The following is a 25,237-nucleotide window of genomic DNA, read 5'->3' as shown; positions in this document are numbered from 1 at the left end:
CCTTACTTAGCGCACTTCTTCACATCAATATTCCAGTCAGCACCAGACGCAACCTGATGTTTCTGCGAAAAATTATCCATATTCAGCGCCACGGAAACATTCAATAAGCTGTTCAGATACACCATCGGCTGGCCTTCCGGCACATCGCCGAAGCTTGCGACATACGGCATTTTCCCTGCGTATTTTTGCTGGGAACCTTCGGAAATGGTCACACACAACGTGTCGTTGAGTTTGATTCCTGCCTGATTCAGCAACTCGTCGCTGATATTGCTCCAGACGTTGCCGTACTGAATATCGAGAATCGGGATATTGCCCTTCACTTCACCTTTTGTTGCTTTTGCTTTCTGATAAGAAAGTTCGACAACTTTTGCAGGAAGCTCTGGCCCCACCTGTTCGAACGTGATCGCTCCGGAAGCCAGACGCGCACCGGTGTAGGCATATACATCGCGACCATGGAAGGTATATGACTTTTCAGAACCTTTCAGGCGGTTAGCTTTTTCGTCGATTTCCCAGACGCTATCAATACCCAGAGTTTGTGCCACCAAAGTGAGCGTACCGTTATCTGGTGAAACGAAGTATTGACCGTTTTTGGTTTTCAGCACTACCGATTTACGGTCAGTGCCTACGCCCGGATCGACCACGCTAACAAACACCGAACCTTGCGGCCAGTAACTGGCAGTCTGATACAGGCGATAAGCGCCTTCCCAGATGTTATACGGTGGAATTTCGTGTGTTAAATCAAAGATTTTAAGATTATGGTCAACGCCGAATGCGACCCCTTTCATCGCCGAGACGGCACCATCTTTCAGGCTAAAATCAGTTTGTAAAATCAAAGCGTTATCCGCATAGGCGGATGATGATCCCAGACACGTTAATAAAAATAACGTTGCGAGCGTTTTTTTCATTTTTGTTTCCCTTCATTTATCTGATGATTTTCCAGCTGTGTAGCCAGTCCCAGTTTGTCTGGCCTCCTCGAGTGTATAATGCTTAACCTTTCCACTCGACGGAAATCATGGTGACAAAAGGATAGCGTTGCCACGGGATTGCCCCGCCTTTCATATAAATATGTGAAATTGTGCCATCAAGATAAAGCAACTGCTCAACGTTCAGTTTCGCTTTGGCATAACAGGCAAAATCATAAAAATTTGTCGCCTGCTGGCTCAACAAAAACACGGCGTTCCCTTGTTTATTAATCCCAACACCGTTACGAATTTTACGTGAGGCGACGTTGGGATGAATACGCGGATTAATTACGCCGTTTTCTAATAACATTGGCCCTGACTGCACCGCAAACTGAATCTCTTTACTGGTTTTAAAGGCATCCAGACGAACGATGCCGACTTTATCTCCCGCGACATAAAACACGCCGCCAGGACGAATAAAGAAATTCCCTTCACCTGAAGCGAGATTTAACGCCACCTCCTGCTGACCGTTTTCGATGTACAAACCGAGCGGCGCATAGCTTTCATCATAGATGCCGCCGTTCATTGCCATCTGCACCTGACCCTGACTATTAATATCCGCCAGCAGAGCATGTAACGTTCCCCACGCTTCGCCATTGGCTTTTTGCCAGTACATTTTCACCCGCTCTGTTTGAGGATTAACGGTATACGCCTGTACGGTCAGCGCCGGATCTGAGAGTGCGCAATCATCAGCGGCAACAGCAAATAAGGGAAGTAAGGTGAGGGTGAGAAAAATCCGTTTGAGATTCAAGGTGATCATTCCTTTACCAATGAGTAGCCGATGCGCCATTATAGGTCCTGGATGTGGGATTTTTTTATCCTGTTAGCGACCTTGACGAGTACCAAAAAGCGCGAAGTTCAACTATTGTTCTGTGGTGTTCTGTTGCGTGTTGACGGCAAAATTTTGCTGGCGTAACATGCGCGCACGATCACTCTAAGAGGACATTCGCCTTGGACACACCCAGTAGATACTGGCTCACTATCCTGTCATCCAGGATCAACTCCTAAGGCTATCTCTTTTTGCTGATAGCCTTAGCGGTTGTCAGCGACCTCAATTTTTCCCGTCGCGCTGAGTCAGGCTGTTTAATGGTCTGAAACCCAATTTGTTTCTGTGTGCCCACCGAACTGTCCGATATTTTAAGCATTGGGAGTCCCGGTCATGCTGAGCGCATTTCAACTGGAAAATAACCGACTGACCCGGCTGGAAGTCGAAGAGTCACAACCCCTTGTAAATGCAGTATGGATTGATCTTGTCGAACCGGACGACGACGAGCGACTGCGCGTACAATCTGAACTTGGCCAGAGCCTGGCAACCCGCCCGGAACTGGAAGACATCGAAGCATCGGCACGTTTCTTTGAAGACGATGACGGCCTGCATATTCACTCCTTCTTCTTCTTTGAAGATGCGGAAGATCACGCCGGTAACTCCACTGTGGCATTTACCATCCGTGATGGTCGTCTGTTTACTCTGCGTGAGCGTGAACTGCCTGCATTCCGTCTGTATCGTATGCGTGCCCGTAGCCAGTCGATGGTAGACGGTAATGCCTACGAGCTGCTGCTGGATCTGTTCGAAACCAAAATCGAACAGTTGGCAGATGAAATTGAAAATATCTACAGCGACCTGGAGCAGTTGAGCCGGGTAATTATGGAAGGGCATCAGGGCGATGAGTACGACGAGGCGCTCTCCACGCTGGCGGAACTGGAAGATATCGGCTGGAAAGTTCGCCTGTGTCTGATGGATACCCAGCGTGCGCTCAACTTCCTGGTACGCAAGGCGCGTTTACCGGGTGGTCAACTGGAGCAGGCGCGTGAAATCCTGCGAGATATCGAATCCCTGCTGCCGCATAACGAATCCCTGTTCCAGAAGGTGAACTTCCTGATGCAGGCGGCGATGGGCTTTATCAACATCGAGCAGAACCGCATCATCAAAATCTTCTCGGTGGTATCCGTGGTGTTCCTGCCACCGACGCTGGTGGCTTCCAGCTATGGCATGAACTTTGAGTTTATGCCGGAACTGAAGTGGAGTTTCGGCTACCCTGGCGCGATTATCTTTATGATCCTCGCGGGCCTGGCACCGTATCTGTACTTTAAACGGAAGAACTGGTTGTAATATAAATGCCGGGTAAAGATTGTTCTTTATCCGGCTTATTGCTGAAAATTGTCTTTTTCAAAGTCATGCGGGTTGAACACTCGCTCTATCTTATTTTCCTGGGTTAGTTGATACTCATTGTTATCAGCAATAAAAAAATGAGTATTACGGTAAGGATATTCATTAATAACCATTAAATAGTTTTTTACGATGCAATTATCATTGCTCTTAATCGTCGGGAAACAGTAGAGATCTTCATACGGCCCTTCGATATATTTTTTATAGTCAGTGAAGCCATTACCGATATCAATAACATACCAGGTATGCCAACTACCTTCTGGTAGGGGATTTTGACTTTTAATTTCATCCTGATGCTTCAGATACCAATTTATTTTATCGCTATCAGTCCATGGCAGATGATCAACGACCAGAAAGACTGAATTGCCAGCATCAGAGTATGTATACAAAATCTGTACAGGACGCAATGTCCATAAATTATAGATGCAGCATAGAAGAAATAAACATAATATAATTTTCTGGAGTTTGCTTTTCATAGATAATTTTCGATTCTTTCGATAGTGTTAAAATTGGTGAAAAAAGGTTTGAAAGCAAAGTCTTTATGCCGTTGTAAAAAGAACCATATGCGAAAAAATCTATACTTGTTGTAAATCTTGTTTTTTATATCAGTCACATCCAAACCAAAGTGGTCTTGTGCTATGAAATGAATGGTAGCGCTCCAGCCCATAGGATATTTTTGAAAATTTAAAAGAGATATTTTTTGAGCTGAGATATCATGAATGCTGATTCCCAGGCCATTAAAATTATCTTTAAAATCATTGAATTTATTTAGTCTTGATGAAAGTAATTCGGTCTTAATCTTTTGTAGGAGAAGAGGCCGGTATCCTATCGTAGGTGTTGAAGAAATATCATTTTCGATACATTCTTTGATTACACGTATTGGGCTATTATAATCATATTTGTTTATTCGTTCATGAAAAGATAAGTTCAATTCCTGGCTATGGAAACTGTTGCCATTTCCATATCTAAAATGATCAATCAGATCCTGGATGAGTGTTTTGTATTGTCCAAAAAAGGAAAACATTTTTGCCAGATCTTTCATTTCTGCAAATAAAATATCAATACATTCACTTTGTGATATTTTTGTTCCAGAAGTTGGAACACTAAAAGCACCATAAGTAGAATTCGGCCCAGGAAAATGGTATTTAATGAGGCGGTAAGGATCAACTTTTGCAGAGATGTCGCTTAAGCCGAGTGAGAGAAAATCTTGTTCTTCCATATCCCCATATTGCATATCATCAGCAGAAAAATCATCGAATAAAGTAATAGTTTCGAAAAGTGTACAGGGCATATTAATTGATGAGCCTAATATGTTGTTCATTTATATTCTCCTTTCTTATAATTAAGGGTAATGTTAATTTGATAAGAAATAATAGGCTAAAAAATTTTTAAAAAAGAAATGCACTTCACATTTTTCATTACATTCTGAAGAGAACTTGGTTAATGATTGGTCTTGCTCATCGCTAATAACATAATGCTGAATTTACCAAAAATGAAATTTATTAAAGCAAATGAAAATATACAACGACGTCTGGAAATTCTGCCTTTCCTTATGTGAGTCTCCTGTCAGCATGGCAATATGCCCACTCTCATGCAAGAGTCGGCATATTTTTTCAGAATATATTTATTTTTTATTTGGACGTTCTACGCTGCGTATAAATCGCATCCATCACAAAAATTGCCAGCGCCACCCAAATAAAGGCGAAGGTCACCATTTTATCGGTACCCGGTTTTTCACCATAAAACGTCACAGCCAGCAGGAACATCAGCGTCGGGCCAATGTACTGGAAAAAGCCTAACGTTGAGAGACGCAAGCGCGTGGCAGCGGCAGTAAAACACAACAGCGGTACGGTAGTGACAATACCGGCGGCGATCAGCAGTAAATTCAGCGACATCGGGTTTTGCCCCATATGGCTGGTTGAGCTGTCGGCAATAGCAAACAGGTAAATCGCCGCCACGGGCAGCAGCCACATGGTTTCGATTAACATGCCGGTTTGCGCTTCAACGGCAATCTTCTTGCGTACCAGGCCGTAGAAGGCAAAACTAAACGCCAGCCCCAGCGCGATGATCGGCAGTGAACCAAAAGTCCACAACTGAACCAACACGCCACATATCGCCAGAATCACCGCCAGCCATTGCATCCGGCGGAATCGCTCGCCGAGGAAAATCATCCCTAGCACAATGTTCACCAGCGGGTTAATAAAGTAACCAAGGCTCGCTTCCAGCATATGGTGATTGTTCACCGCCCAGATAAACAGTAGCCAGTTGCCACCAATCAGCACGGCAGAGACTGCCAGCATAAAAATTTTCTGTGGCGTCTGAATCAGCGTTTTTAAATAGGACCACTGGCGGCAGATGCTCATCAGCACCACCATAAAGAAAAACGACCAGATCACGCGATGCGTCAGGATCTCATCGGCGGGCACGTAGTAAATTAGCTTGAAGTACGCTGGCGCAATACCCCAAATAAAATAAGCGGCAAGAGCGAGTAATACGCCCTGCCGCGTTTGTTTTGCATCCATCGGGAATACTCATTTTTAATTGGTAACAGCAGTTTACCTGCTTTTACGTTATCAACCTACCATATAGGTGGCTGTAGCACTGGCAATATAAAGCTGTTCTTCATTGTGTAATTCAACGCGGGCGACGGCGACTTTATTGCCTGCACGTAACAGGCTACTGGTAGCAGTAAAACGCTCGCCTCTGCCTGGGCGCAGATAATCGACGCGAAGATCAATGGTCCCCATCCGCGATAGCCGCTGGCGTAGTTCATCTTCACTGATGGTTTCGTGGCGGGTTAAGGTACTTCCCACGCACACCAGACCTGCGGCGACATCCAGCGCCGACGCAATGACCCCGCCGTGCAAAATGCTTTGCGCCCAGTTACCCACCATCATTGGCTGATTTTTAAAGGCCAGCTGTGCGAACTCTTTTTCGTAACGCTCCAGTTCCATCCCCAATGCGCGGTTAAATGGCATGTGATAAACAAACATCTCACCCACTAATTTCAGGGCTTGTTCAGCGGTCAGTACGGCAGACATATCATCCTTACACTTCATTGGTTAATGAAATGTTGATTTTATGCTTCTTTGTTGTTGGTTTCTACTTTAGGAAGGGATAACTAACGGCTATGGAGTTAAGTATGTAAAATAGCCCGCAGAAAAATATTCACCTTATCAATAATTCGTTACGGAGAACACGAGCGATGCGGACTCTGCAGGGCTGGTTGTTGCCGGTGTTTATGTTGCCTATGGCAGTATATGCACAAGAGGCAACGGTGAAAGAGGTGCATGACGCGCCAGCGGTGCGTGGCAGTATTATCGCCAATATGCTGCAGGAGCATGACAATCCGTTCCCCCTTTATCCTTATGACACCAACTACATCATCTATACCCAAACCAGCGATCTGAATAAAGAAGCGATTGCCAGTTACGACTGGGCGGAAAATGCGCGTAAGGATGAAGTAAAGTTTCAGTTGAGCCTGGCGTTTCCGCTGTGGCGTGGGATTTTAGGCCCGAACTCGGTGTTGGGTGCGTCTTATACGCAAAAATCCTGGTGGCAACTGTCCAATAGCGAAGAGTCTTCACCGTTTCGTGAAACTAACTACGAACCGCAATTGTTCCTCGGTTTTGCCACGGATTACAACTTTGCTGGCTGGACGCTGCGCGATGTGGAAATGGGCTACAACCACGACTCAAACGGGCGTTCAGACCCGACTTCCCGCAGCTGGAACCGCCTTTATACCCGCCTGATGGCAGAAAACGGTAACTGGCTGGTAGAGGTGAAGCCGTGGTATGTGGTGGGGAATACGGACGATAACCCGGACATCACCAAATATATGGGCTATTACCAGCTTAAAATCGGCTATCACCTCGGTGATGCGGTACTGAGCGCGAAAGGGCAGTACAACTGGAACACCGGTTACGGTGGTGCGGAGTTAGGCTTAAGTTACCCGATCACCAAACATGTGCGCCTTTATACTCAGGTTTACAGTGGTTACGGCGAATCGCTCATCGACTATAACTTCAACCAGACCCGCGTTGGTGTGGGAGTTATGCTAAACGACCTGTTTTGATGAATGGTTGTCAAATCTGGAATCCAGCATCCAACATTATCCAGCCAGACGCTAAAAGCATTGCAGTTTCTCGCGCAGGCGCTGAAAATAGCGCCTGTTTTTATTTCAGGCAATCGGGGTGAATGTGGCGCAGGCGGAAGTGTTGAATCTGGAGTCCGGAGCTAAACAGGTTTTACAAGAAACCTTTGGCTACCAACAGTTTCGCCCCGGCCAGGAAGAGATTATCGACACTGTGCTTTCCGGTCGCGATTGCCTGGTCGTCATGCCCACTGGTGGCGGAAAATCCCTTTGCTATCAAATTCCTGCTTTATTGCTAAACGGCCTTACCGTGGTTGTTTCACCGCTGATTTCGTTGATGAAAGATCAGGTGGATCAACTGCAAGCCAACGGCGTGGCGGCGGCGTGCCTTAACTCGACGCAAACCCGCGAACAGCAACTTGAAGTGATGACAGGCTGCCGCACCGGGCAAATTCGTCTGCTTTATATCGCCCCGGAACGCCTGATGCTGGATAACTTTCTTGAGCATCTGGCGCACTGGAATCCGGTGTTATTAGCCGTTGATGAAGCGCACTGTATCTCCCAATGGGGCCACGATTTCCGCCCGGAATATGCCGCGCTCGGTCAGTTGCGCCAGCGGTTCCCGACGCTGCCGTTTATGGCGCTGACCGCCACAGCCGACGACACCACGCGGCAGGATATCGTGCGCCTGCTGGGGCTGAACGATCCGCTGATTCAAATCAGCAGTTTTGACCGTCCGAATATTCGCTACATGCTGATGGAGAAATTCAAACCGCTCGATCAGTTGATGCGCTACGTGCAGGAACAACGCGGTAAGTCGGGGATTATTTACTGCAACAGCCGGGCGAAAGTAGAAGACACCGCTGCGCGCCTGCAAAGCAAGGGAATTAGCGCGGCGGCCTATCATGCCGGGCTGGAAAATAATATTCGCGCCGACGTGCAGGAGAAATTCCAGCGCGATGACCTGCAAATTGTGGTGGCGACGGTGGCGTTCGGCATGGGCATCAACAAGCCTAACGTTCGCTTCGTGGTGCATTTTGATATTCCGCGCAATATCGAATCCTATTATCAGGAAACCGGTCGCGCCGGGCGTGATGGCCTGCCCGCGGAAGCGATGCTGTTTTACGATCCGGCCGATATGGCGTGGCTACGCCGTTGTCTGGAAGAGAAGCCGCAGGGGCAATTGCAGGATATCGAGCGCCATAAACTCAATGCGATGGGCGCGTTTGCCGAAGCGCAAACTTGCCGTCGTCTGGTATTGCTGAACTATTTTGGCGAAGGGCGGCAGGAGCCGTGCGGGAACTGCGATATCTGCCTCGATCCGCCGAAACAATACGATGGTTCAACCGATGCTCAGATTGCCCTTTCCACCATTGGTCGGGTGAATCAGCGGTTTGGGATGGGTTATGTGGTGGAAGTGATTCGTGGCGCTAATAACCAGCGTATCCGCGACTATGGTCATGACAAACTGAAAGTCTATGGCATGGGCCGTGATAAAAGCCATGAACATTGGGTGAGCGTGATCCGCCAGCTGATTCACCTCGGCCTGGTGACGCAAAATATTGCCCAGCATTCTGCCCTACAACTGACAGAGGCTGCGCGTCCGGTGCTGCGCGGCGAATCCTCTTTGCAACTTGCCGTGCCACGTATCGTGGCGCTCAAACCGAAAGCGATGCAGAAATCCTTCGGCGGCAACTACGATCGCAAACTGTTCGCCAAATTACGCAAACTGCGTAAATCGATTGCCGATGAAAGCAATGTCCCGCCGTACGTGGTGTTTAACGACGCAACCTTGATTGAGATGGCTGAACAGATGCCGATCACCGCCAGCGAAATGCTCAGCGTTAACGGCGTTGGGATGCGCAAGCTGGAACGCTTTGGCAAACCGTTTATGGCGCTGATTCGTGCGCATGTCGATGGTGACGACGAAGAGTAGTCAGCAGCATAAAAAAGTGCCAGGATGAAGACTCCGTAAACGTTTCCCCCGCGAGTCTAATGTATGTTGATGTTATTCCTCACCGTCGCCATGGTGCACATTGTGGCGCTTATGAGCCCCGGTCCCGATTTCTTTTTTGTCTCTCAGACCGCTGTTAGTCGTTCCCGTAAAGAAGCGATGATGGGCGTGCTGGGCATTACCTGCGGCGTAATGGTTTGGGCTGGGATTGCGTTGCTTGGCCTACATTTGATTATCGAAAAAATGGTCTGGCTGCATACGCTGATTATGGTGGGCGGTGGCCTGTATCTCTGCTGGATGGGTTATCAGATGCTGCGTAGCGCACTGAAAAAAGAGGTCGTTTCTGCGCCTGCGCCACAGGTAGAACTGGCAAAAAGCGGACGCAGTTTCCTGAAAGGCTTACTGACCAATCTCGCCAATCCGAAAGCGATTATCTACTTTGGTTCGGTATTCTCGCTGTTTGTCGGCGATAACGTCGGCACCACTGAGCGCTGGGGCATTTTCGCGTTGATTATTATCGAAACACTGGCGTGGTTTACCGTCGTTGCCAGCCTGTTTGCCCTGCCGCAAATGCGCCGTGGTTATCAACGTCTGGCGAAGTGGATTGATGGTTTTGCCGGGGCGTTATTTGCCGGATTTGGCATTCATTTGATTATTTCGCGTTGATGCCAGACGCGTCATCAGAGTAAGTCGGATAAGGCGTTTACGCCGCATCCGACATTATTTTTCACGCATGCCTCGCCGATGCTAACAGCGCTCCCACCAGCATAAACAACGAGCCGAAAATCTTATTCAGCGCCTTCATCTGCTTTGGTCCTTTAATCCATAGAGCAATCCGTTGAGCAAGGGTGGCGTAACCGATCATCACAATAATATCGACCACAATAGTGGTGACGCCGAGCACGATATACTGCATCAGTTGTGGCTGCTGCGGCATGATGAATTGCGGAAATAGCGCCGCCAGAAACACAATACTTTTGGGATTGGTAAGATTCACAAAAACTGCGCGCTGGAACAAATGTCGGCGCGATTGAGTAGAGGCTAGCGATTTAAGGTCAATTGCACCAGCGGCGCGCCATTGCTGTATTCCCAGCCAAATCAAGTAAGCTGCGCCTGCCCACTTCAACACTTCAAACGCAATCACTGAGCGGGAAAATAGCGTCCCCAAACCCACGCCAACCAGCACAATATGAATCGCCAGTCCGGTCTGAAGCCCAGCAATAGACGCCACCGCACCGCGATAACCGTGGTTGAGCGAGGTGGTCATGGTGTTGATTGCGCCAGAGCCTGGCGACAGGCTTAAAATGATCGATGTCAGCAGGTAGGCAAACCACCATTCTAAGGTCATGATGAACTCCCGGTGTGTCTATTTTTGTGCCACAATACGCTACTGTCGCAGCGTTGTGTCAGGCACGCTTAAAAAAACGATTTTACGTGGTTTAAGAGGCAGATTACCCGATGTTTCAGCAGCAAAAAGACTGGGAAACAAGAGAAAACGCGTTTGCTGCTTTTACCATGGGACCGCTGACTGATTTCTGGCGTCAGCGTGATGAAGCAGAATTTACTGGTGTGGATGACATTCCGGTGCGCTTTGTCCGTTTTAGCGCAAAGCACCATGACCGGGTGGTAGTCATCTGCCCGGGGCGTATTGAGAGCTACGTAAAATATGCGGAACTGGCCTACGATTTGTTCCATTTGGAGTTTGATGTCTTAATCATCGACCATCGCGGGCAGGGACGTTCCGGTCGCCTGTTAGCCGATCCGCATCTCGGGCATGTTAATCGCTTTAATGATTATGTTGATGATCTGGCGGCATTCTGGCAACAGGAGGTCCAGCCCGGTCCGTGGCGTAAACGCTATATACTGGCACATTCGATGGGCGGTGCGATCTCCACATTATTTCTGCAACGCCATCCAGGTGTATGTGACGCCATTGCGCTAACTGCGCCAATGTTTGGGATCGTGATTCGTATGCCGTCATTTATGGCACGGCAAATCCTCAACTGGGCCGAAGCGCATCCACGTTTCCGTGATGGCTATGCAATAGGCACTGGGCGCTGGCGCGCGTTGCCGTTTGCTATCAACGTACTGACCCACAGCAGACAGCGATATCGACGTAACTTACGCTTTTATGCTGATGACCCAACGATTCGCGTCGGTGGGCCGACCTACCATTGGGTACGCGAAAGTATTCTGGCTGGCGAACAGGTGTTAGCCGGTGCGGGTGATGACACCACACCAACGCTTCTCTTACAAGCTGAAGAGGAACGCGTGGTGGATAACCGCATGCATGACCGTTTTTGTGAACTCCGCACCGCTGCGGGCCATCCTGTCGAAGGAGGACGGCCGTTGGTAATTAAAGGTGCGTACCATGAGATCCTTTTTGAAAAGGACGCAATGCGCTCAGTCGCGCTCCACGCCATCGTTGATTTTTTCAACAGGCATAACTCACCCAGCGGAAACCGCTCTACAGAGGTTTAAATTTCTTATGTACCAGGTTGTTGCGTCTGATTTAGATGGCACGTTACTTTCTCCCGACCATACGTTATCCCCTTACGCCAAAGAAACTCTGAAGCTGCTCACCGCGCGCGGCATCAACTTTGTGTTTGCGACCGGTCGTCACCACGTTGATGTGGGGCAAATTCGCGATAATCTGGAGATTAAGTCTTACATGATTACCTCCAATGGCGCGCGCGTTCATGATCTGGATGGCAATCTGATTTTTGCTCATAACCTGGATCGCGACATTGCCAGCGATCTGTTTGGCGTAGTCAACGACAATCCGGACATCATTACTAACGTTTATCGCGACGACGAATGGTTTATGAATCGCCATCGCCCGGAAGAGATGCGCTTTTTTAAAGAAGCGGTGTTCAAATATGCGCTGTATGAGCCGGGATTACTGGAGCCGGAAGGCGTCAGCAAAGTGTTCTTCACCTGCGATTCCCATGAACAACTTCTGCCGCTGGAGCAGGCGATCAACGCTCGCTGGGGCGATCGCGTCAACGTTAGTTTCTCTACCTTAACCTGTCTGGAAGTGATGGCGGGCGGCGTGTCGAAAGGCCATGCACTGGAAGCGGTGGCGAAGAAACTGGGCTACAGCCTGAAGGATTGTATTGCATTTGGTGACGGGATGAACGACGCCGAAATGCTGTCGATGGCGGGGAAAGGCTGCATTATGGGCAGTGCGCATCAGCGTCTGAAAGATCTGCATCCGGAGCTGGAAGTGATTGGTACTAATGCCGAAGACGCGGTGCCGCATTATCTGCGTAAACTCTATTTATCGTAATCGTTCTTTATTTGGTCAGTTGTCAACCTGATATTTCGCTACAATGGATACTCGTTAATCAAAGAGTTTTCCATTGTGGCGCTACTTATCATCACCACGATTCTGTGGGCCTTCTCCTTTAGCTTTTATGGCGAGTACCTTGCGGGGCACGTCGATAGCTATTTTGCGGTGCTGGTGCGCGTTGGCCTGGCGGCACTCGTTTTTCTGCCGTTTCTGCGTACCCGTGGCAATAGCCTGAAAACGGTCGGCCTGTATATGCTGGTGGGCGCGATGCAGCTCGGCGTGATGTATATGCTGAGTTTTCGCGCCTATCTCTACCTGACGGTCTCCGAGCTGCTGCTGTTCACCGTACTGACGCCGCTCTACATCACGTTGATTTATGACATCATGAGTCAGCGCCGTCTGCGCTGGGGCTATGCTTTTAGCGCCTTGTTGGCGGTGATTGGTGCCGGGATTATTCGCTATGATCAGGTCACCGACCACTTCTGGACTGGCCTGCTGCTGGTGCAGCTCTCCAATATCACTTTTGCCATCGGCATGGTGGGTTACAAACGTCTGATGGAAACTCGCCCGATGCCGCAGCATAACGCCTTTGCGTGGTTCTATCTTGGCGCGTTCCTGGTGGCGGTGATTGCATGGTTCTTGCTGGGAAATGCGCAGAAAATGCCACAAACCACGCTGCAATGGGGCATTCTGGTGTTTCTTGGCGTGGTGGCTTCCGGGATTGGCTACTTTATGTGGAACTACGGCGCAACCCAAGTAGACGCCGGAACGCTGGGCATTATGAATAATATGCACGTTCCGGCAGGGCTGCTGGTAAACCTGGCTATCTGGCACCAACAGCCGCACTGGCCAACGTTTATTACAGGCGCGCTGGTGATCCTGGCCTCACTGTGGGTGCATCGTAAGTGGGTCGCTCCGCGCTCTTCACAAACGGCAGATGATCGCAGGCGTGATTGCGCGCTGAGCGAATAAACGCTTCTGTAATCGGCTGACGCTGCTCGCCATCACGCACGGCGGCGTACAGTCGGCTCCACAAGCCTTCGCCCAGGGTTTTGGTCACCACCAGACCCTGGCGTTCAAAACTCTCCACCACCCAATGCGGTAGTGCGGCAATACCCATCCGTGCGGCAACCATCTGAATCAACAATAAGGTGTTATCGACGCTTTTCAGTGACGGGCTGATGCCTGCTGGCTGAAGAAAATGCCGCCAGACATCCAGTCGACTACGCTGCACCGGATAAATCAACAGCGTCTCGCTGGCGAGATCTTCCGGTGTAATACGCGTTTTCGCCGCCAGTGGATGGTCAGGTGCCAATACCAGACGCACTTCATAGTCGAACATCGGCGAATAATGCAGGCCACTGCGCGGCAGAATATCGGACGTCATCACCAGATCCAGCTCGCCCTGTTGCAACGCAGGCTGCGGGTCAAACGTCACGCCCGATTTAAAGTCCATCTCGACCTGCGGCCAGTTCTTATGGAAATTTTCTAACGCGGGTGTCAGCCACTGAATACAGCTATGGCACTCAATGGCAATGCGCAGACGCGTCTGCTGCGGTTCATTGCAGGCTTGCAGTGCCTGGCTGATTTGCGGCAGCACCTGATTTGCCAGTTGCAACAGGATTTCTCCCTGCGGTGTAAAGCGAAGCGGCTGGCTTTTACGCACAAATAGCCGGAAGCCAAGGCGTTGTTCCAGATCGCTAAACTGGTGAGACAGGGCGGATTGCGTCTGATGCAACGTCGCCGCAGCGGCTGCGAGCGAGCCGCAGTTCCGCAACGCTTGTAGCGTTTTCAGGTGTTTTACTTCGATCATGAAAGTCCTTCACTTCGGCATGAATAATTTGCGCTTGAGGAATATACAGTAACCGCCAATTATGGATGTGTAAACATCTGGACGGCTAAATACTAAAAATTCCATAAGGGGCATATAATGACAATTCTTAATCACACCCTCGGTTTCCCTCGCGTTGGCCTGCGTCGCGAGCTGAAAAAAGCGCAAGAAAGTTATTGGGCGGGGAACTCCACGCGTGAAGAACTGCTGGCGGTTGGGCGTGAATTACGTGCCCGTCACTGGGATCAACAAAAGCAGGCGGGTATCGACCTGCTGCCGGTGGGCGATTTTGCCTGGTACGATCATGTACTGACCACCAGTCTGCTGCTGGGTAATGTTCCGCCACGTCATCAGAACAAAGATGGTTCGGTAGATATCGACACCCTGTTCCGTATTGGTCGTGGACGTGCGCCGACTGGTGAACCTGCGGCGGCAGCGGAAATGACCAAATGGTTTAACACCAACTATCACTACATGGTGCCGGAGTTCGTTAAAGGCCAACAGTTCAAACTGACCTGGACGCAGCTGCTGGAGGAAGTGGACGAGGCGCTGGCGCTGGGCCACAAGGTGAAACCTGTGCTGCTGGGGCCGGTTACCTACCTGTGGCTGGGTAAAGTGAAAGGTGAACAGTTTGATCGCCTGAGCCTGCTGAACGACATTCTGCCGGTTTATCAGCAGGTGCTGGCAGAGCTGGCGAAACGCGGCATCGAGTGGGTACAGATTGATGAACCCGCGCTGGTACTGGAACTGCCGCAGGCGTGGCTGGACGCATACAAACCCGCTTACGACGCGCTCCAGGGACAGGTGAAACTGCTGCTGACCACCTATTTTGAAGGCGTAACGCCAAATCTCGACACGATTACTGCGCTGCCTGTTCAGGGTCTGCATGTCGATCTTGTACATGGTAAAGATGACGTTGCTGAACTGCACAAGCGTCTGCCTTCTGACTGGCTGCTGTCTGCGGGTCTGATCAATGGTCGTAACGTCTGGCGCGCCGATCTTACCGAGAAATATGCGCAAATTAAGGACATTGTCGGCAAACGTGATTTGTGGGTGGCATCTTCCTGCTCGTTGCTGCACAGCCCAATCGATCTGAGCGTGGAGACGCGTCTGGATGCGGAGGTGAAAAGCTGGTTTGCCTTCGCTCTGCAAAAATGTGAAGAACTGGTGCTGTTGCGCGATGCGCTCAATAGCGGTGATACGTCTGCGCTGGCAGCGTGGAGCGCTCCGATTCAGGCGCGTCGTCACTCTACCCGTGTCCATAATCCGGCGGTAGAAAAGCGTCTGGCGGCGATCACCGCCCAGGACAGTCAGCGTACGAATGTCTATGAAGTGCGTGCTGAAGCCCAGCGTGCGCGTTTTAAACTGCCCGCGTGGCCGACCACCACGATTGGTTCCTTCCCGCAAACCACGGAAATTCGTACCCTGCGTCTGGATTTCAAAAAGGGTAATCTCGACGCCAACAACTACCGCACGGGCATTGCGGAACATATCAAGCAGGCCATTGTTGAGCAGGAACGTTTAGGTCTGGATGTGCTGGTGCATGGCGAGGCCGAGCGTAATGACATGGTGGAATACTTTGGCGAGCATCTCGACGGTTTTGTCTTTACGCAAAACGGTTGGGTACAGAGCTACGGTTCCCGCTGCGTGAAGCCGCCGATTGTCATTGGTGACGTTAGCCGCCCGGCACCGATTACCATTGAGTGGGCGAAGTATGCGCAATCGCTGACTGACAAACCGGTGAAAGGGATGCTGACCGGCCCGGTGACCATTCTCTGCTGGTCGTTCCCGCGTGAAGATGTCAGCCGTGAAACCATCGCCAAACAAATTGCGCTGGCGCTGCGTGATGAAGTGGCGGACCTGGAAGCCGCAGGAATTGGCATCATCCAGATTGATGAACCGGCGCTGCGCGAAGGTTTACCGCTGCGTCGCAGCGACTGGGATGCCTATCTCCAGTGGGGCGTGGAGGCTTTCCGTATCAACGCCGCCGTGGCGAAAGATGACACACAAATCCACACTCACATGTGTTACTGCGAGTTCAACGACATCATGGATTCGATTGCGGCGCTGGACGCAGACGTCATCACCATCGAAACCTCGCGTTCCGACATGGAGTTGCTGGAGTCGTTTGAAGAGTTTGATTATCCAAATGAAATTGGTCCAGGCGTCTATGACATTCACTCGCCAAACGTACCGAGCGTAGAATGGATTGAAGCCTTGCTGAAGAAAGCGGCAAAACGCATTCCGGCAGAGCGTCTGTGGGTCAACCCGGACTGTGGCCTGAAAACGCGCGGCTGGCCAGAAACCCGCGCGGCACTGGCGAACATGGTGCAGGCGGCGCAGAATTTGCGTCGGGGATGATGAATATTAACGAGTCACTGTAAATTGCAGTACGATGAAAGAGGCAAAACTGCCTGATACCAGGCCTACATAATTTATGCAATTTATTGAATTTTTGGGTTTTGTTGGCCGGACAAGGCGTTCACGCCGCATCCGGCATGAACAACGCGCACTTTGCCAATAATCTGATGGCTTCCATCACCGGAAGCCATTTTGCTATCTGCGCCCGTTCAGATACAGAAATAACCGAATCATTTTTACGCAAAATATAATCCTGAGCGATTTGTTCAGTAATCAACGCTACGTTATTTATTCTCACTTTTCACGAAATTGTATCCCTTTTCAGTAACGTGGTAGTGAGGCATAGACTTATGTCCGCTATCCTCAATAATAACCAAACCCTCGTTAGCTAATTTGTTAATAATGTTAACAACATTACCGAATCCTGGAATTTGCCTTATGGATAGTGTGCGATCGAGATTCATCCAGTTCCAGTTTATATCTTTCTCAGCCATAACTTTCAGTACGTTAATTTCAGTTTCAGTTATCATAGTCAAGTGCATCCTGGTGGTATAAGTCATTAAGTTCTCCCTTAAGTTTATAATCTTCTAGAGTAGCAGTATGCGTATGATTCCAGAGTGCATAGCCTGCGTCACCATCAGGTTGTCCTGTTTCCCAACCAAGATTACAGTAACGCTGATATTCCCGACACTCATGAGTATAGAAGTTAAGATCTACTTGTTCTGGGGGGATTTTTCCTTTCTCAATGTCTTTCAGTCTATTGATCATCACTTCATTTACAGGATCATGACCAAATCTGGCTATATGTTTTTCAACAATAGCGATACCTTCCCTGTTGATTGTTACGCCATCTGTCGTCAGGTTTTCTATTGGACCACCGGCAAGCTCGGGATTAAATGGTCTTCCTGATACTGCTCCTCTGGCTCCGAAATGCTCAAGTGATTCCAAATCAGGGAGTCTCATTCTTCCCAGAACAACTCCAGCAACTATTGAAGCACCAGCGATGAGTAACCCTTTGTTATCCATAACTTGATCGTAACCAGCAGGTGCATCTCCTCCCAACTTGTTTGCTGTTTCCCTGAATCCTTCGATATTCCCATTGTATATGCCGCCAGCAGCAAGCAGTCTGCCAACCGCTTTACTATTGAGTGTTTTGAGGCCATTATCATCTTTAGTTTTTGGCCGTGGTATAAACAGACGGTTGTAGTTATCGGGAAATGCCAAATAACTAAATTCAGTATTAGCAATCAGATGCCTGGAGAGTATATATTCATAACTGACAGTGATGGTTTCTGTATCCAGATTGTTCTCAGTAAACAGGTGATTGATTGCTGATAAGAGCGCGCCGCGAAGTTGAATGTTGTAATATTTCTCCCATCGACCAAATCTATTGATCCGATAGAAGTCAAACTCCATGAACAACTGCTCGTTATTGTTAATAGCGTTAATAAGTAACGGGGAGCTTTTGTCAATCAATTTACAGAAACTAAGGCCATGCAATTGTGACCCTTTGTCTGTATTCGTAATACTATTAGAGAGCGAGAACGCGAAGATTTCATCTTCATGGCCAATCTGCCAGCGATTACCTATTGATGCGCTCGTTCCACAACGAGAGGAAATACATCCTTGTTGTTCTCCGGTTATGTTCAGGTAAATAATATCACTCATCCTTGAAAAACCTTTTGTTAATTCTTTTGTGAAAGAGAAATAGTATTGTTGTTTTTTTTACCTTTATTTACGCCTAAAAGTGATGAACTAAAATGTGAAAAACAAAATGTTTCACTTTAATATCTTTTTATCAGGAAGGTCTGAGATGATTTATAATTAATGTGAATGTGTTGATAATAATTAATGTTTGTTTGTGAATGGGAGTTGATGGTAAATCTCTAAGGTGTCTGCCATTGAAGAGACTCATTTATGACTATGACTTGCCGACTTTCTTAAGGTCAAATAGCGGAGTCGTAATCTCCAATCAATTCATACTGATTATTTTTTGGGGGACAGAGATGGCAGCAAAACGCACTCGTTCACTCACCATCTCAAATATAGACTAAGAGGAAACTAACTCCGCTTCCCACCATACTGCTTAAACCATTCCAGCATACGCTGCCAGCCATCTTTTGCAGATTCGGCATGATAGCTCGGGCGATAATCGGCGTTGAATGCATGCCCGGCATCCGGGTAGACGATAATCTCTGCTTTCGCATTAGCAGCCCGCAGCGCCTGGCGCATGGTTTCAACGCTCTCCTGCGGAATGCTGTTATCCTGACCACCATATAAGCCGAGAACCGGCGCGTTAAGATCGGTTGCGATATCAACAGGTTGTTTCGGTGAATTCAGCGACTTATCGCCTGTCAGTTTGCCGTACCATGCCACCGCCGCTTTCAGTTGCGGGTTATGCGCAGCATACAGCCAGGTGATACGTCCACCCCAGCAGAATCCGGTGATCATTAAACGATGAACATCGCCGCCGTTGCGGGAAGCCCAACTGGCGACATGATCGAGATCGGCCAGCACCTGCGAGTCAGGCACTTTTGCTACCAGACCGCTAAGCAACGTGGGGATATCGGCAAAATCATTCGGATCGCCTTCGCGGAAGTAAAGTTCAGGTGCGATAGCCAGATACCCCTCCAGCGCCAGACGGCGACAAATATCGCGGATATGTTCATGCACGCCAAAAATTTCCTGCACTACAATGACCACTGGCAGTGGGCCATCGCTCTGCTTTGGTCTGGCATGGTAAGCAGGCATGTTATCCCCTTGTGAGGGGATAGAGGTGAAGCCCGCCGCAATCGCGTCGTCCGGGGTCTGAACGATGGTTGAAGCGAGAGGCGATGCAGCAGGTGCAAATCCAGATTGTTGTGTTGTTGCCATGGTATTCTCCGTACCCTTATAAAAATGTTGCGCAATGTTAACTATAGTCAGCATGCAACAAATCACATTGCCTGAATCGGCTCATCTTTTATGCAGTCCTGCAGAATGAAGAGTGATTTATGTGATTTGCATCACTTTTGGTGGGTAAATTTATGCAACGCATTTGCGTCATGGTGATGAGTATCACGAAAAAATGTTAAACCCTTCGGTAAAGTGTCTTTTTGCTTCTTCTGACTAAACCGATTCACAGAGGAGTTGTATATGTCCAAGTCTGATGTTTTTCATCTCGGCCTCACTAAAAACGATTTACAAGGGGCTACGCTTGCCATCGTCCCTGGCGACCCGGATCGTGTGGAAAAGATCGCCGCGCTGATGGATAAGCCGGTTAAGCTGGCATCTCACCGCGAATTCACCACCTGGCGTGCAGAGCTGGATGGTAAACCTGTTATCGTCTGCTCTACCGGTATCGGCGGCCCGTCTACCTCTATTGCTGTTGAAGAGCTGGCACAGCTGGGCATTCGCACCTTCCTGCGTATCGGTACAACGGGCGCTATTCAGCCGCATATTAATGTTGGCGATGTCCTGGTTACCACGGCGTCTGTTCGTCTGGATGGCGCGAGCCTGCACTTCGCACCGCTGGAATTCCCGGCTGTCGCTGATTTCGAATGTACGACTGCGCTGGTTGAGGCTGCGAAATCCATTGGCGCGACGACTCACGTTGGCGTGACGGCTTCTTCTGATACCTTCTACCCAGGTCAGGAACGTTACGATACTTACTCTGGTCGCGTAGTTCGTCACTTTAAAGGTTCTATGGAAGAGTGGCAGGCGATGGGCGTAATGAACTATGAAATGGAATCTGCAACCCTGCTGACCATGTGTGCAAGTCAGGGCCTGCGTGCCGGTATGGTAGCGGGTGTTATCGTTAACCGCACCCAGCAAGAGATCCCGAATGCTGAGACGATGAAACAAACTGAAAGCCAAGCGGTGAAAATCGTGGTGGAAGCGGCGCGTCGTCTGCTGTAATTCTCTTCTCCTGTCTGAAGGCCGACGCGTTCGGCCTTTTGTATTTTTGCGTAGCGCCTCGCAGGAAATGCCTTTCCAACTGGACGTTTGTACAGCACAATTCTATTTTGTGCGGGTAAGTTGTTGCGTCAGGAGGCGTTGTGGATTTCTCAATCATGGTTTACGCAGTTATTGCATTGGTGGGTGTGGCAATTGGCTGGCTGTTTGCCAGTTATCAACATGCGCAGCAAAAAGCCGAGCAATTAGCTGAACGTGAAGAGATGGTCGCGGAGTTAAGCGCGGCAAAACAACAAATTACTCAAAGCGAGCACTGGCGCGCTGAGTGCGAGTTACTCAATAACGAAGTGCGCAGCCTGCAAAGTATTAACACCTCTCTGGAAGCCGATCTGCGTGAAGTAACCACGCGGATGGAAGCTGCACAGCAACATGCTGACGATAAAATTCGCCAGATGATTAACAGCGAGCAGCGCCTCAGTGAGCAGTTTGAAAACCTCGCCAACCGTATTTTTGAGCACAGCAATCGCCGGGTTGATGAGCAAAACCGTCAGAGTCTGAACAGCCTGTTGTCGCCGCTACGTGAACAACTGGACGGTTTCCGCCGTCAGGTTCAGGACAGCTTCGGTAAAGAAGCACAGGAACGTCATACCCTGACCCACGAAATTCGCAATCTCCAGCAGCTCAACGCGCAAATGGCTCAGGAGGCGATCAACCTGACGCGTGCGCTGAAAGGCGACAATAAAACTCAGGGCAACTGGGGCGAGGTGGTATTGACGCGGGTGCTGGAGGCTTCCGGTCTGCGTGAAGGGTATGAATATGAAACTCAGGTCAGCATCGAAAATGACGCCCGCTCGCGGATGCAGCCGGATGTCATCGTGCGGTTGCCGCAGGGAAAAGATGTGGTGATCGACGCCAAAATGACGCTGGTCGCCTATGAACGCTATTTCAACGCCGAAGATGACTACACCCGCGAAAGCGCGCTACAGGAACATATCGCGTCGGTGCGTAACCATATCCGTTTGCTGGGACGCAAAGATTATCAACAGCTGCCGGGGCTGCGAACCCTGGATTACGTTCTGATGTTTATTCCCGTTGAACCCGCTTTTTTACTGGCGCTTGACCGTCAGCCGGAGCTGATCACCGAAGCGTTGAAAAACAATATCATGCTGGTTAGCCCGACTACGCTGCTGGTGGCGCTGCGCACTATCGCCAACCTGTGGCGTTATGAGCATCAAAGCCGCAACGCCCAGCAAATCGCCGATCGTGCCAGCAAGCTGTACGACAAGATGCGTTTGTTCGTCGATGACATGTCAGCGATTGGTCAAAGTCTCGACAAAGCGCAGGATAACTACCGCCAGGCAATGAAAAAACTCTCTTCAGGTCGCGGAAATGTGCTGGCGCAGGCAGAAGCGTTTCGCGGTTTAGGGGTAGAAATTAAACGCGAGATTAATCCGGATTTGGCTGAACAAGCGGTGAGCCAGGATGAAGAGTATCGACTGCGGTCGGTTCCGGAGCAGCCGAATGATGAAGCTTATCAACGCGATGATGAATATAATCAGCAGTCGCGCTAGCCCATTAGGGGTAGTTAAGCCGGGTAGAAATCTAGGGCATCGACGCCCAATCTGTTACACTTCTGGAACAATTTTTTGATGAGCAGGCATTGAGATGGTGGATAAGTCACAAGAAACGACGCACTTTGGTTTTCAGACCGTCGCGAAGGAACAAAAAGCGGATATGGTCGCCCACGTTTTCCATTCCGTGGCATCAAAATACGATGTCATGAATGATTTGATGTCATTTGGTATTCATCGTTTGTGGAAGCGATTCACGATTGATTGCAGCGGCGTACGCCGTGGGCAGACCGTGCTGGATCTGGCTGGTGGCACCGGCGACCTGACAGCGAAATTCTCCCGCCTGGTCGGAGAAACTGGCAAAGTGGTCCTTGCTGATATCAATGAATCCATGCTCAAAATGGGACGCGAGAAGCTGCGTAATATCGGTGTGATTGGCAACGTTGAGTATGTTCAGGCGAACGCTGAGGCGCTGCCGTTCCCGGATAACACCTTTGATTGCATCACCATTTCGTTTGGTCTGCGTAACGTCACCGACAAAGATAAAGCACTGCGTTCAATGTATCGCGTGCTGAAACCCGGCGGCCGCCTGCTGGTGCTTGAGTTCTCGAAGCCAATTATCGAGCCGCTGAGCAAAGCCTATGATGCATACTCCTTCCATGTGCTGCCGCGTATTGGCTCACTGGTCGCGAACGACGCCGACAGCTACCGTTATCTGGCAGAATCCATCCGTATGCATCCCGATCAGGATACCCTGAAAGCCATGATGCAGGATGCCGGATTCGAAAGTGTCGACTACTACAATCTGACGGCAGGGGTTGTGGCGCTGCATCGTGGTTATAAGTTCTGACAGGAGACCGGAAATGCCTTTTAAACCTTTAGTGACGGCAGGAATTGAAAGTCTGCTCAACACCTTCCTGTATCGCTCACCCGCGCTGAAAACAGCCCGCTCGCGTCTGCTGGGTAAAGTATTGCGCGTGGAGGTAAAAGGCTTTTCGACGTCATTGATTCTGGTGTTCAGCGAACGCCAGGTTGATGTACTGGGCGAATGGGCAGGCGATGCTGACTGCACCGTTATCGCCTACGCCAGTGTGTTGCCGAAACTTCGCGATCGCCAGCAGCTTACCGCACTGATTCGCAGTGGTGAGCTGGAAGTGCAGGGCGATATTCAGGTGGTGCAAAACTTCGTTGCGCTGGCAGATCTGGCAGAGTTCGACCCTGCGGAACTGCTGGCCCCTTATACCGGTGATATCGCCGCTGAAGGAATCAGCAAAGCCATGCGCGGAGGCGCAAAGTTCCTGCATCACGGCATTAAGCGCCAGCAACGTTATGTGGCGGAAGCCATTACTGAAGAGTGGCGTATGGCACCCGGTCCGCTTGAAGTGGCCTGGTTTGCGGAAGAGACGGCTGCCGTCGAGCGTGCTGTTGATGCCCTGACCAAACGGCTGGAAAAACTGGAGGCTAAATGACGCCAGGTGAAGTACGGCGCCTATATTTCATCATTCGCACTTTTTTAAGCTACGGACTTGATGAACTGATCCCCAAAATGCGTATCACCCTGCCGCTTCGGCTATGGCGATACTCATTATTCTGGATGCCAAATCGGCATAAAGACAAACCTTTAGGTGAGCGACTACGACTGGCCCTGCAAGAACTGGGGCCGGTATGGATCAAGTTCGGGCAAATGTTATCAACCCGCCGCGATCTTTTTCCGCCGCATATTGCCGATCAGCTGGCGTTATTGCAGGACAAAGTCGCTCCGTTTGATGGCAAGCTGGCAAAGCAGCAGATTGAAGCTGCAATGGGCGGCTTGCCGGTAGAAGCGTGGTTTGACGATTTTGAAATCAAGCCGCTGGCTTCTGCTTCTATCGCCCAGGTTCATACCGCGCGATTGAAATCGAATGGTAAAGAGGTGGTGATTAAAGTCATCCGCCCGGATATTTTGCCGGTTATTAAAGCGGATCTGAAACTTATCTACCGTCTGGCTCGCTGGGTACCGCGTTTGCTGCCGGATGGTCGCCGTCTGCGCCCAACCGAAGTGGTGCGCGAGTACGAAAAGACATTGATTGATGAACTGAATTTGCTGCGGGAATCTGCCAACGCCATTCAGCTTCGGCGCAATTTTGAAGACAGCCCGATGCTCTACATCCCGGAAGTTTACCCTGACTATTGTAGTGAAGGGATGATGGTGATGGAGCGCATTTACGGCATTCCGGTTTCAGATGTCGCAGCGCTGGAGAAAAACGGCACTAACATGAAATTGCTGGCAGAACGCGGCGTGCAGGTGTTCTTCACTCAGGTCTTTCGTGACAGCTTTTTCCATGCCGATATGCACCCTGGCAACATCTTTGTAAGCTATGAACACCCAGAAAACCCGAAATATATCGGCATTGATTGCGGGATTGTTGGCTCGCTAAACAAAGAAGATAAACGCTATCTGGCGGAAAACTTTATCGCCTTCTTTAATCGCGATTATCGCAAAGTTGCAGAGCTACACGTCGATTCAGGCTGGGTGCCGCCAGATACCAACGTTGAAGAGTTCGAATTTGCCATTCGTACGGTCTGTGAACCTATCTTTGAGAAACCGTTGGCCGAAATTTCGTTTGGACATGTGCTGTTAAATCTATTTAATACGGCGCGTCGCTTCAATATGGAAGTGCAGCCGCAACTGGTGTTACTCCAGAAAACCCTGCTCTACGTCGAAGGGGTAGGTCGCCAGCTTTATCCGCAGCTCGATTTATGGAAAACGGCGAAGCCTTTCCTGGAGTCGTGGATTAAAGATCAGGTCGGTATTCCTGCGCTGGTGAGAGCATTTAAAGAAAAAGCGCCGTTCTGGGTCGAAAAAATGCCAGAACTGCCTGAACTGGTTTACGACAGTTTGCGCCAGGGCAAGTATTTACAGCACAGTGTTGATAAGATTGCCCGCGAGCTTCAGTCAAATCATGTACGTCAGGGACAATCGCGTTATTTTCTCGGAATTGGCGCTACGTTAGTATTAAGTGGCACATTCTTGTTGGTCAGCCGACCTGAATGGGGGCTGATGCCCGGCTGGTTAATGGCAGGTGGTTTGATCGCCTGGTTTGTCGGTTGGCGCAAAACACGCTGATTTTTT

Annotated in this window: 26 protein-coding genes; 14 read left to right on the top strand and 12 right to left on the bottom strand. The window is 49.7% G+C overall.

The genetic code is table 11. The annotated features are described in order from the left end of the window. Positions 1-2: 2 nt before the first annotated feature. On the bottom strand, positions 3-905 hold the full coding sequence (locus ACJHX3_RS19695) for an S-adenosyl-l-methionine hydroxide adenosyltransferase family protein (protein WP_094321998.1): 903 nt from the start codon (positions 903-905) through the stop codon (positions 3-5). Positions 906-987: 82 nt separating this feature from the next. Further along, the gene (locus tag ACJHX3_RS19690) at positions 988-1,752 is read right to left on the bottom strand and encodes a phosphodiester glycosidase family protein (protein WP_000951172.1); all 765 of its coding nucleotides are present in this window, start codon (positions 1,750-1,752) and stop codon (positions 988-990) included. 161 nt (positions 1,753-1,913) lie between these two features. On the opposite strand from ACJHX3_RS19690, the gene ysgD reads away from it, so the two are divergent. Both ysgD and corA read left to right on the top strand, forming a co-directional pair. After that, positions 1,914-1,970, top strand: coding sequence for a protein YsgD (ysgD, locus tag ACJHX3_RS19685; protein ID WP_211180520.1), 57 nt, complete (start codon positions 1,914-1,916; stop codon positions 1,968-1,970). Positions 1,971-2,121: 151 nt separating this feature from the next. Continuing rightward, entirely contained in the window at positions 2,122-3,072 is a 951-nt protein-coding gene (corA, locus tag ACJHX3_RS19680) for a magnesium/cobalt transporter CorA (RefSeq protein WP_000947159.1), read from the top strand. A 35-nt stretch (positions 3,073-3,107) separates the two neighbouring features. Here the strand turns inward: corA and ACJHX3_RS19675 are convergent, their stop codons facing one another. The 4 genes from ACJHX3_RS19675 to yigI all read right to left on the bottom strand — a co-directional run bounded on the left by ACJHX3_RS19675 (position 3,108) and on the right by yigI (position 6,170). After that, positions 3,108-3,605 (bottom strand): DUF943 family protein, encoded by a 498-nt coding sequence (locus ACJHX3_RS19675; RefSeq protein ID WP_000837551.1) that lies wholly within the window; start codon positions 3,603-3,605, stop codon positions 3,108-3,110. After that, positions 3,602-4,450 carry a YPO3983 family protein gene (locus ACJHX3_RS19670; RefSeq protein WP_001059676.1) on the bottom strand — a complete coding sequence of 283 codons (849 nt, stop codon included), beginning with the start codon at positions 4,448-4,450 and terminating at the stop codon, positions 3,602-3,604. The genes ACJHX3_RS19675 and ACJHX3_RS19670 overlap by 4 nt, the downstream gene beginning before the upstream one ends. A gap of 310 nt (positions 4,451-4,760) precedes the next feature. Next, positions 4,761-5,651 (bottom strand): EamA family transporter RarD, encoded by an 891-nt coding sequence (gene rarD / locus ACJHX3_RS19665; protein WP_000339111.1) that lies wholly within the window; start codon positions 5,649-5,651, stop codon positions 4,761-4,763. 51 nt (positions 5,652-5,702) lie between these two features. Then, positions 5,703-6,170 (bottom strand): acyl-CoA thioesterase YigI, encoded by a 468-nt coding sequence (yigI, locus tag ACJHX3_RS19660; protein ID WP_001277142.1) that lies wholly within the window; start codon positions 6,168-6,170, stop codon positions 5,703-5,705. A gap of 164 nt (positions 6,171-6,334) precedes the next feature. Between yigI and pldA the strand changes: the two genes are divergently transcribed. From pldA to rhtC, 3 genes are all read left to right on the top strand, one after another. Next, positions 6,335-7,204 carry a phospholipase A gene (gene pldA, locus ACJHX3_RS19655; protein ID WP_094321999.1) on the top strand — a complete coding sequence of 290 codons (870 nt, stop codon included), beginning with the start codon at positions 6,335-6,337 and terminating at the stop codon, positions 7,202-7,204. 124 nt (positions 7,205-7,328) lie between these two features. Further along, positions 7,329-9,158, top strand: coding sequence for an ATP-dependent DNA helicase RecQ (gene recQ / locus ACJHX3_RS19650; protein ID WP_024177878.1), 1,830 nt, complete (start codon positions 7,329-7,331; stop codon positions 9,156-9,158). Between the two features lie 63 nt (positions 9,159-9,221). Beyond that, positions 9,222-9,842, top strand: coding sequence for a threonine export protein RhtC (gene rhtC, locus ACJHX3_RS19645; protein WP_094308441.1), 621 nt, complete (start codon positions 9,222-9,224; stop codon positions 9,840-9,842). 61 nt (positions 9,843-9,903) lie between these two features. Here rhtC and rhtB read toward each other — a convergent pair whose 3' ends face one another. Then, positions 9,904-10,524: a homoserine/homoserine lactone efflux protein gene (gene rhtB / locus ACJHX3_RS19640; RefSeq protein ID WP_000171710.1), complete on the bottom strand. Its 621-nt coding sequence runs from the start codon at positions 10,522-10,524 to the stop codon at positions 9,904-9,906. Positions 10,525-10,634: 110 nt separating this feature from the next. On the opposite strand from rhtB, the gene pldB reads away from it, so the two are divergent. The 3 genes from pldB (at position 10,635) to bioP (ending at position 13,440) form a co-directional block, all read left to right on the top strand. Next, entirely contained in the window at positions 10,635-11,657 is a 1,023-nt protein-coding gene (gene pldB, locus ACJHX3_RS19635) for a lysophospholipase L2 (RefSeq protein WP_000487671.1), read from the top strand. 7 nt (positions 11,658-11,664) lie between these two features. Then, the gene (gene yigL / locus ACJHX3_RS19630; RefSeq protein WP_000285353.1) at positions 11,665-12,465 is read left to right on the top strand and encodes a sugar/pyridoxal phosphate phosphatase YigL; all 801 of its coding nucleotides are present in this window, start codon (positions 11,665-11,667) and stop codon (positions 12,463-12,465) included. 75 nt (positions 12,466-12,540) lie between these two features. Next, complete coding sequence (bioP, locus tag ACJHX3_RS19625; protein ID WP_001196244.1) at positions 12,541-13,440, top strand: biotin transporter; 900 nt, start codon at positions 12,541-12,543, stop codon at positions 13,438-13,440. Here bioP and metR read toward each other — a convergent pair. Next, positions 13,328-14,281: an HTH-type transcriptional regulator MetR gene (gene metR, locus ACJHX3_RS19620; RefSeq protein WP_000573612.1), complete on the bottom strand. Its 954-nt coding sequence runs from the start codon at positions 14,279-14,281 to the stop codon at positions 13,328-13,330. The two genes, bioP and metR, sit on opposite strands and share 113 nt — an antisense overlap. A gap of 117 nt (positions 14,282-14,398) precedes the next feature. Between metR and metE the strand changes: the two genes are divergently transcribed. Further along, positions 14,399-16,660, top strand: coding sequence for a 5-methyltetrahydropteroyltriglutamate--homocysteine S-methyltransferase (metE, locus tag ACJHX3_RS19615; RefSeq protein WP_000153942.1), 2,262 nt, complete (start codon positions 14,399-14,401; stop codon positions 16,658-16,660). Positions 16,661-16,781: 121 nt separating this feature from the next. Here the strand turns inward: metE and ACJHX3_RS19610 are convergent, their stop codons facing one another. The 4 genes from ACJHX3_RS19610 to ACJHX3_RS19595 form a co-directional block, all read right to left on the bottom strand. Next, the gene (locus ACJHX3_RS19610; RefSeq protein ID WP_001230617.1) at positions 16,782-16,904 is read right to left on the bottom strand and encodes a hypothetical protein; all 123 of its coding nucleotides are present in this window, start codon (positions 16,902-16,904) and stop codon (positions 16,782-16,784) included. Between the two features lie 40 nt (positions 16,905-16,944). Continuing rightward, positions 16,945-17,190, bottom strand: coding sequence for a hypothetical protein (locus tag ACJHX3_RS19605; RefSeq protein WP_000627420.1), 246 nt, complete (start codon positions 17,188-17,190; stop codon positions 16,945-16,947). Further along, on the bottom strand, positions 17,180-18,328 hold the full coding sequence (gene tssD, locus ACJHX3_RS19600; protein ID WP_001280045.1) for a type VI secretion system tube protein TssD: 1,149 nt from the start codon (positions 18,326-18,328) through the stop codon (positions 17,180-17,182). The genes ACJHX3_RS19605 and tssD overlap by 11 nt, the downstream gene beginning before the upstream one ends. Positions 18,329-18,721: 393 nt before the next feature. After that, positions 18,722-19,534, bottom strand: coding sequence for a dienelactone hydrolase family protein (locus tag ACJHX3_RS19595; RefSeq protein ID WP_001366745.1), 813 nt, complete (start codon positions 19,532-19,534; stop codon positions 18,722-18,724). 261 nt (positions 19,535-19,795) lie between these two features. Between ACJHX3_RS19595 and udp the strand changes: the two genes are divergently transcribed. The 5 genes from udp to ubiB all read left to right on the top strand — a co-directional run bounded on the left by udp (position 19,796) and on the right by ubiB (position 25,231). Next, positions 19,796-20,557, top strand: coding sequence for a uridine phosphorylase (udp, locus tag ACJHX3_RS19590; protein WP_000045180.1), 762 nt, complete (start codon positions 19,796-19,798; stop codon positions 20,555-20,557). 140 nt (positions 20,558-20,697) lie between these two features. Continuing rightward, entirely contained in the window at positions 20,698-22,125 is a 1,428-nt protein-coding gene (rmuC, locus tag ACJHX3_RS19585) for a DNA recombination protein RmuC (protein ID WP_000347717.1), read from the top strand. 94 nt (positions 22,126-22,219) lie between these two features. Then, on the top strand, positions 22,220-22,975 hold the full coding sequence (gene ubiE / locus ACJHX3_RS19580) for a bifunctional demethylmenaquinone methyltransferase/2-methoxy-6-polyprenyl-1,4-benzoquinol methylase UbiE (protein WP_000227958.1): 756 nt from the start codon (positions 22,220-22,222) through the stop codon (positions 22,973-22,975). Positions 22,976-22,988: 13 nt separating this feature from the next. Next, on the top strand, positions 22,989-23,594 hold the full coding sequence (ubiJ, locus tag ACJHX3_RS19575; protein WP_001295259.1) for a ubiquinone biosynthesis protein UbiJ: 606 nt from the start codon (positions 22,989-22,991) through the stop codon (positions 23,592-23,594). Continuing rightward, positions 23,591-25,231, top strand: a complete 1,641-nt coding sequence (gene ubiB, locus ACJHX3_RS19570) for a ubiquinone biosynthesis regulatory protein kinase UbiB (RefSeq protein WP_000187543.1) — start codon at positions 23,591-23,593, stop codon at positions 25,229-25,231. Before ubiJ ends, ubiB begins: the two co-directional genes overlap by 4 nt. Positions 25,232-25,237: the final 6 nt, after the last annotated feature.

Source organism: Escherichia sp. WS1265, assembly GCF_046487585.1.
GTDB lineage: Bacteria > Pseudomonadota > Gammaproteobacteria > Enterobacterales > Enterobacteriaceae > Escherichia > Escherichia coli.
Note: the sequence above shows the minus strand (reverse complement) of the source record. Positions and strands in the feature narration are given on the sequence as shown.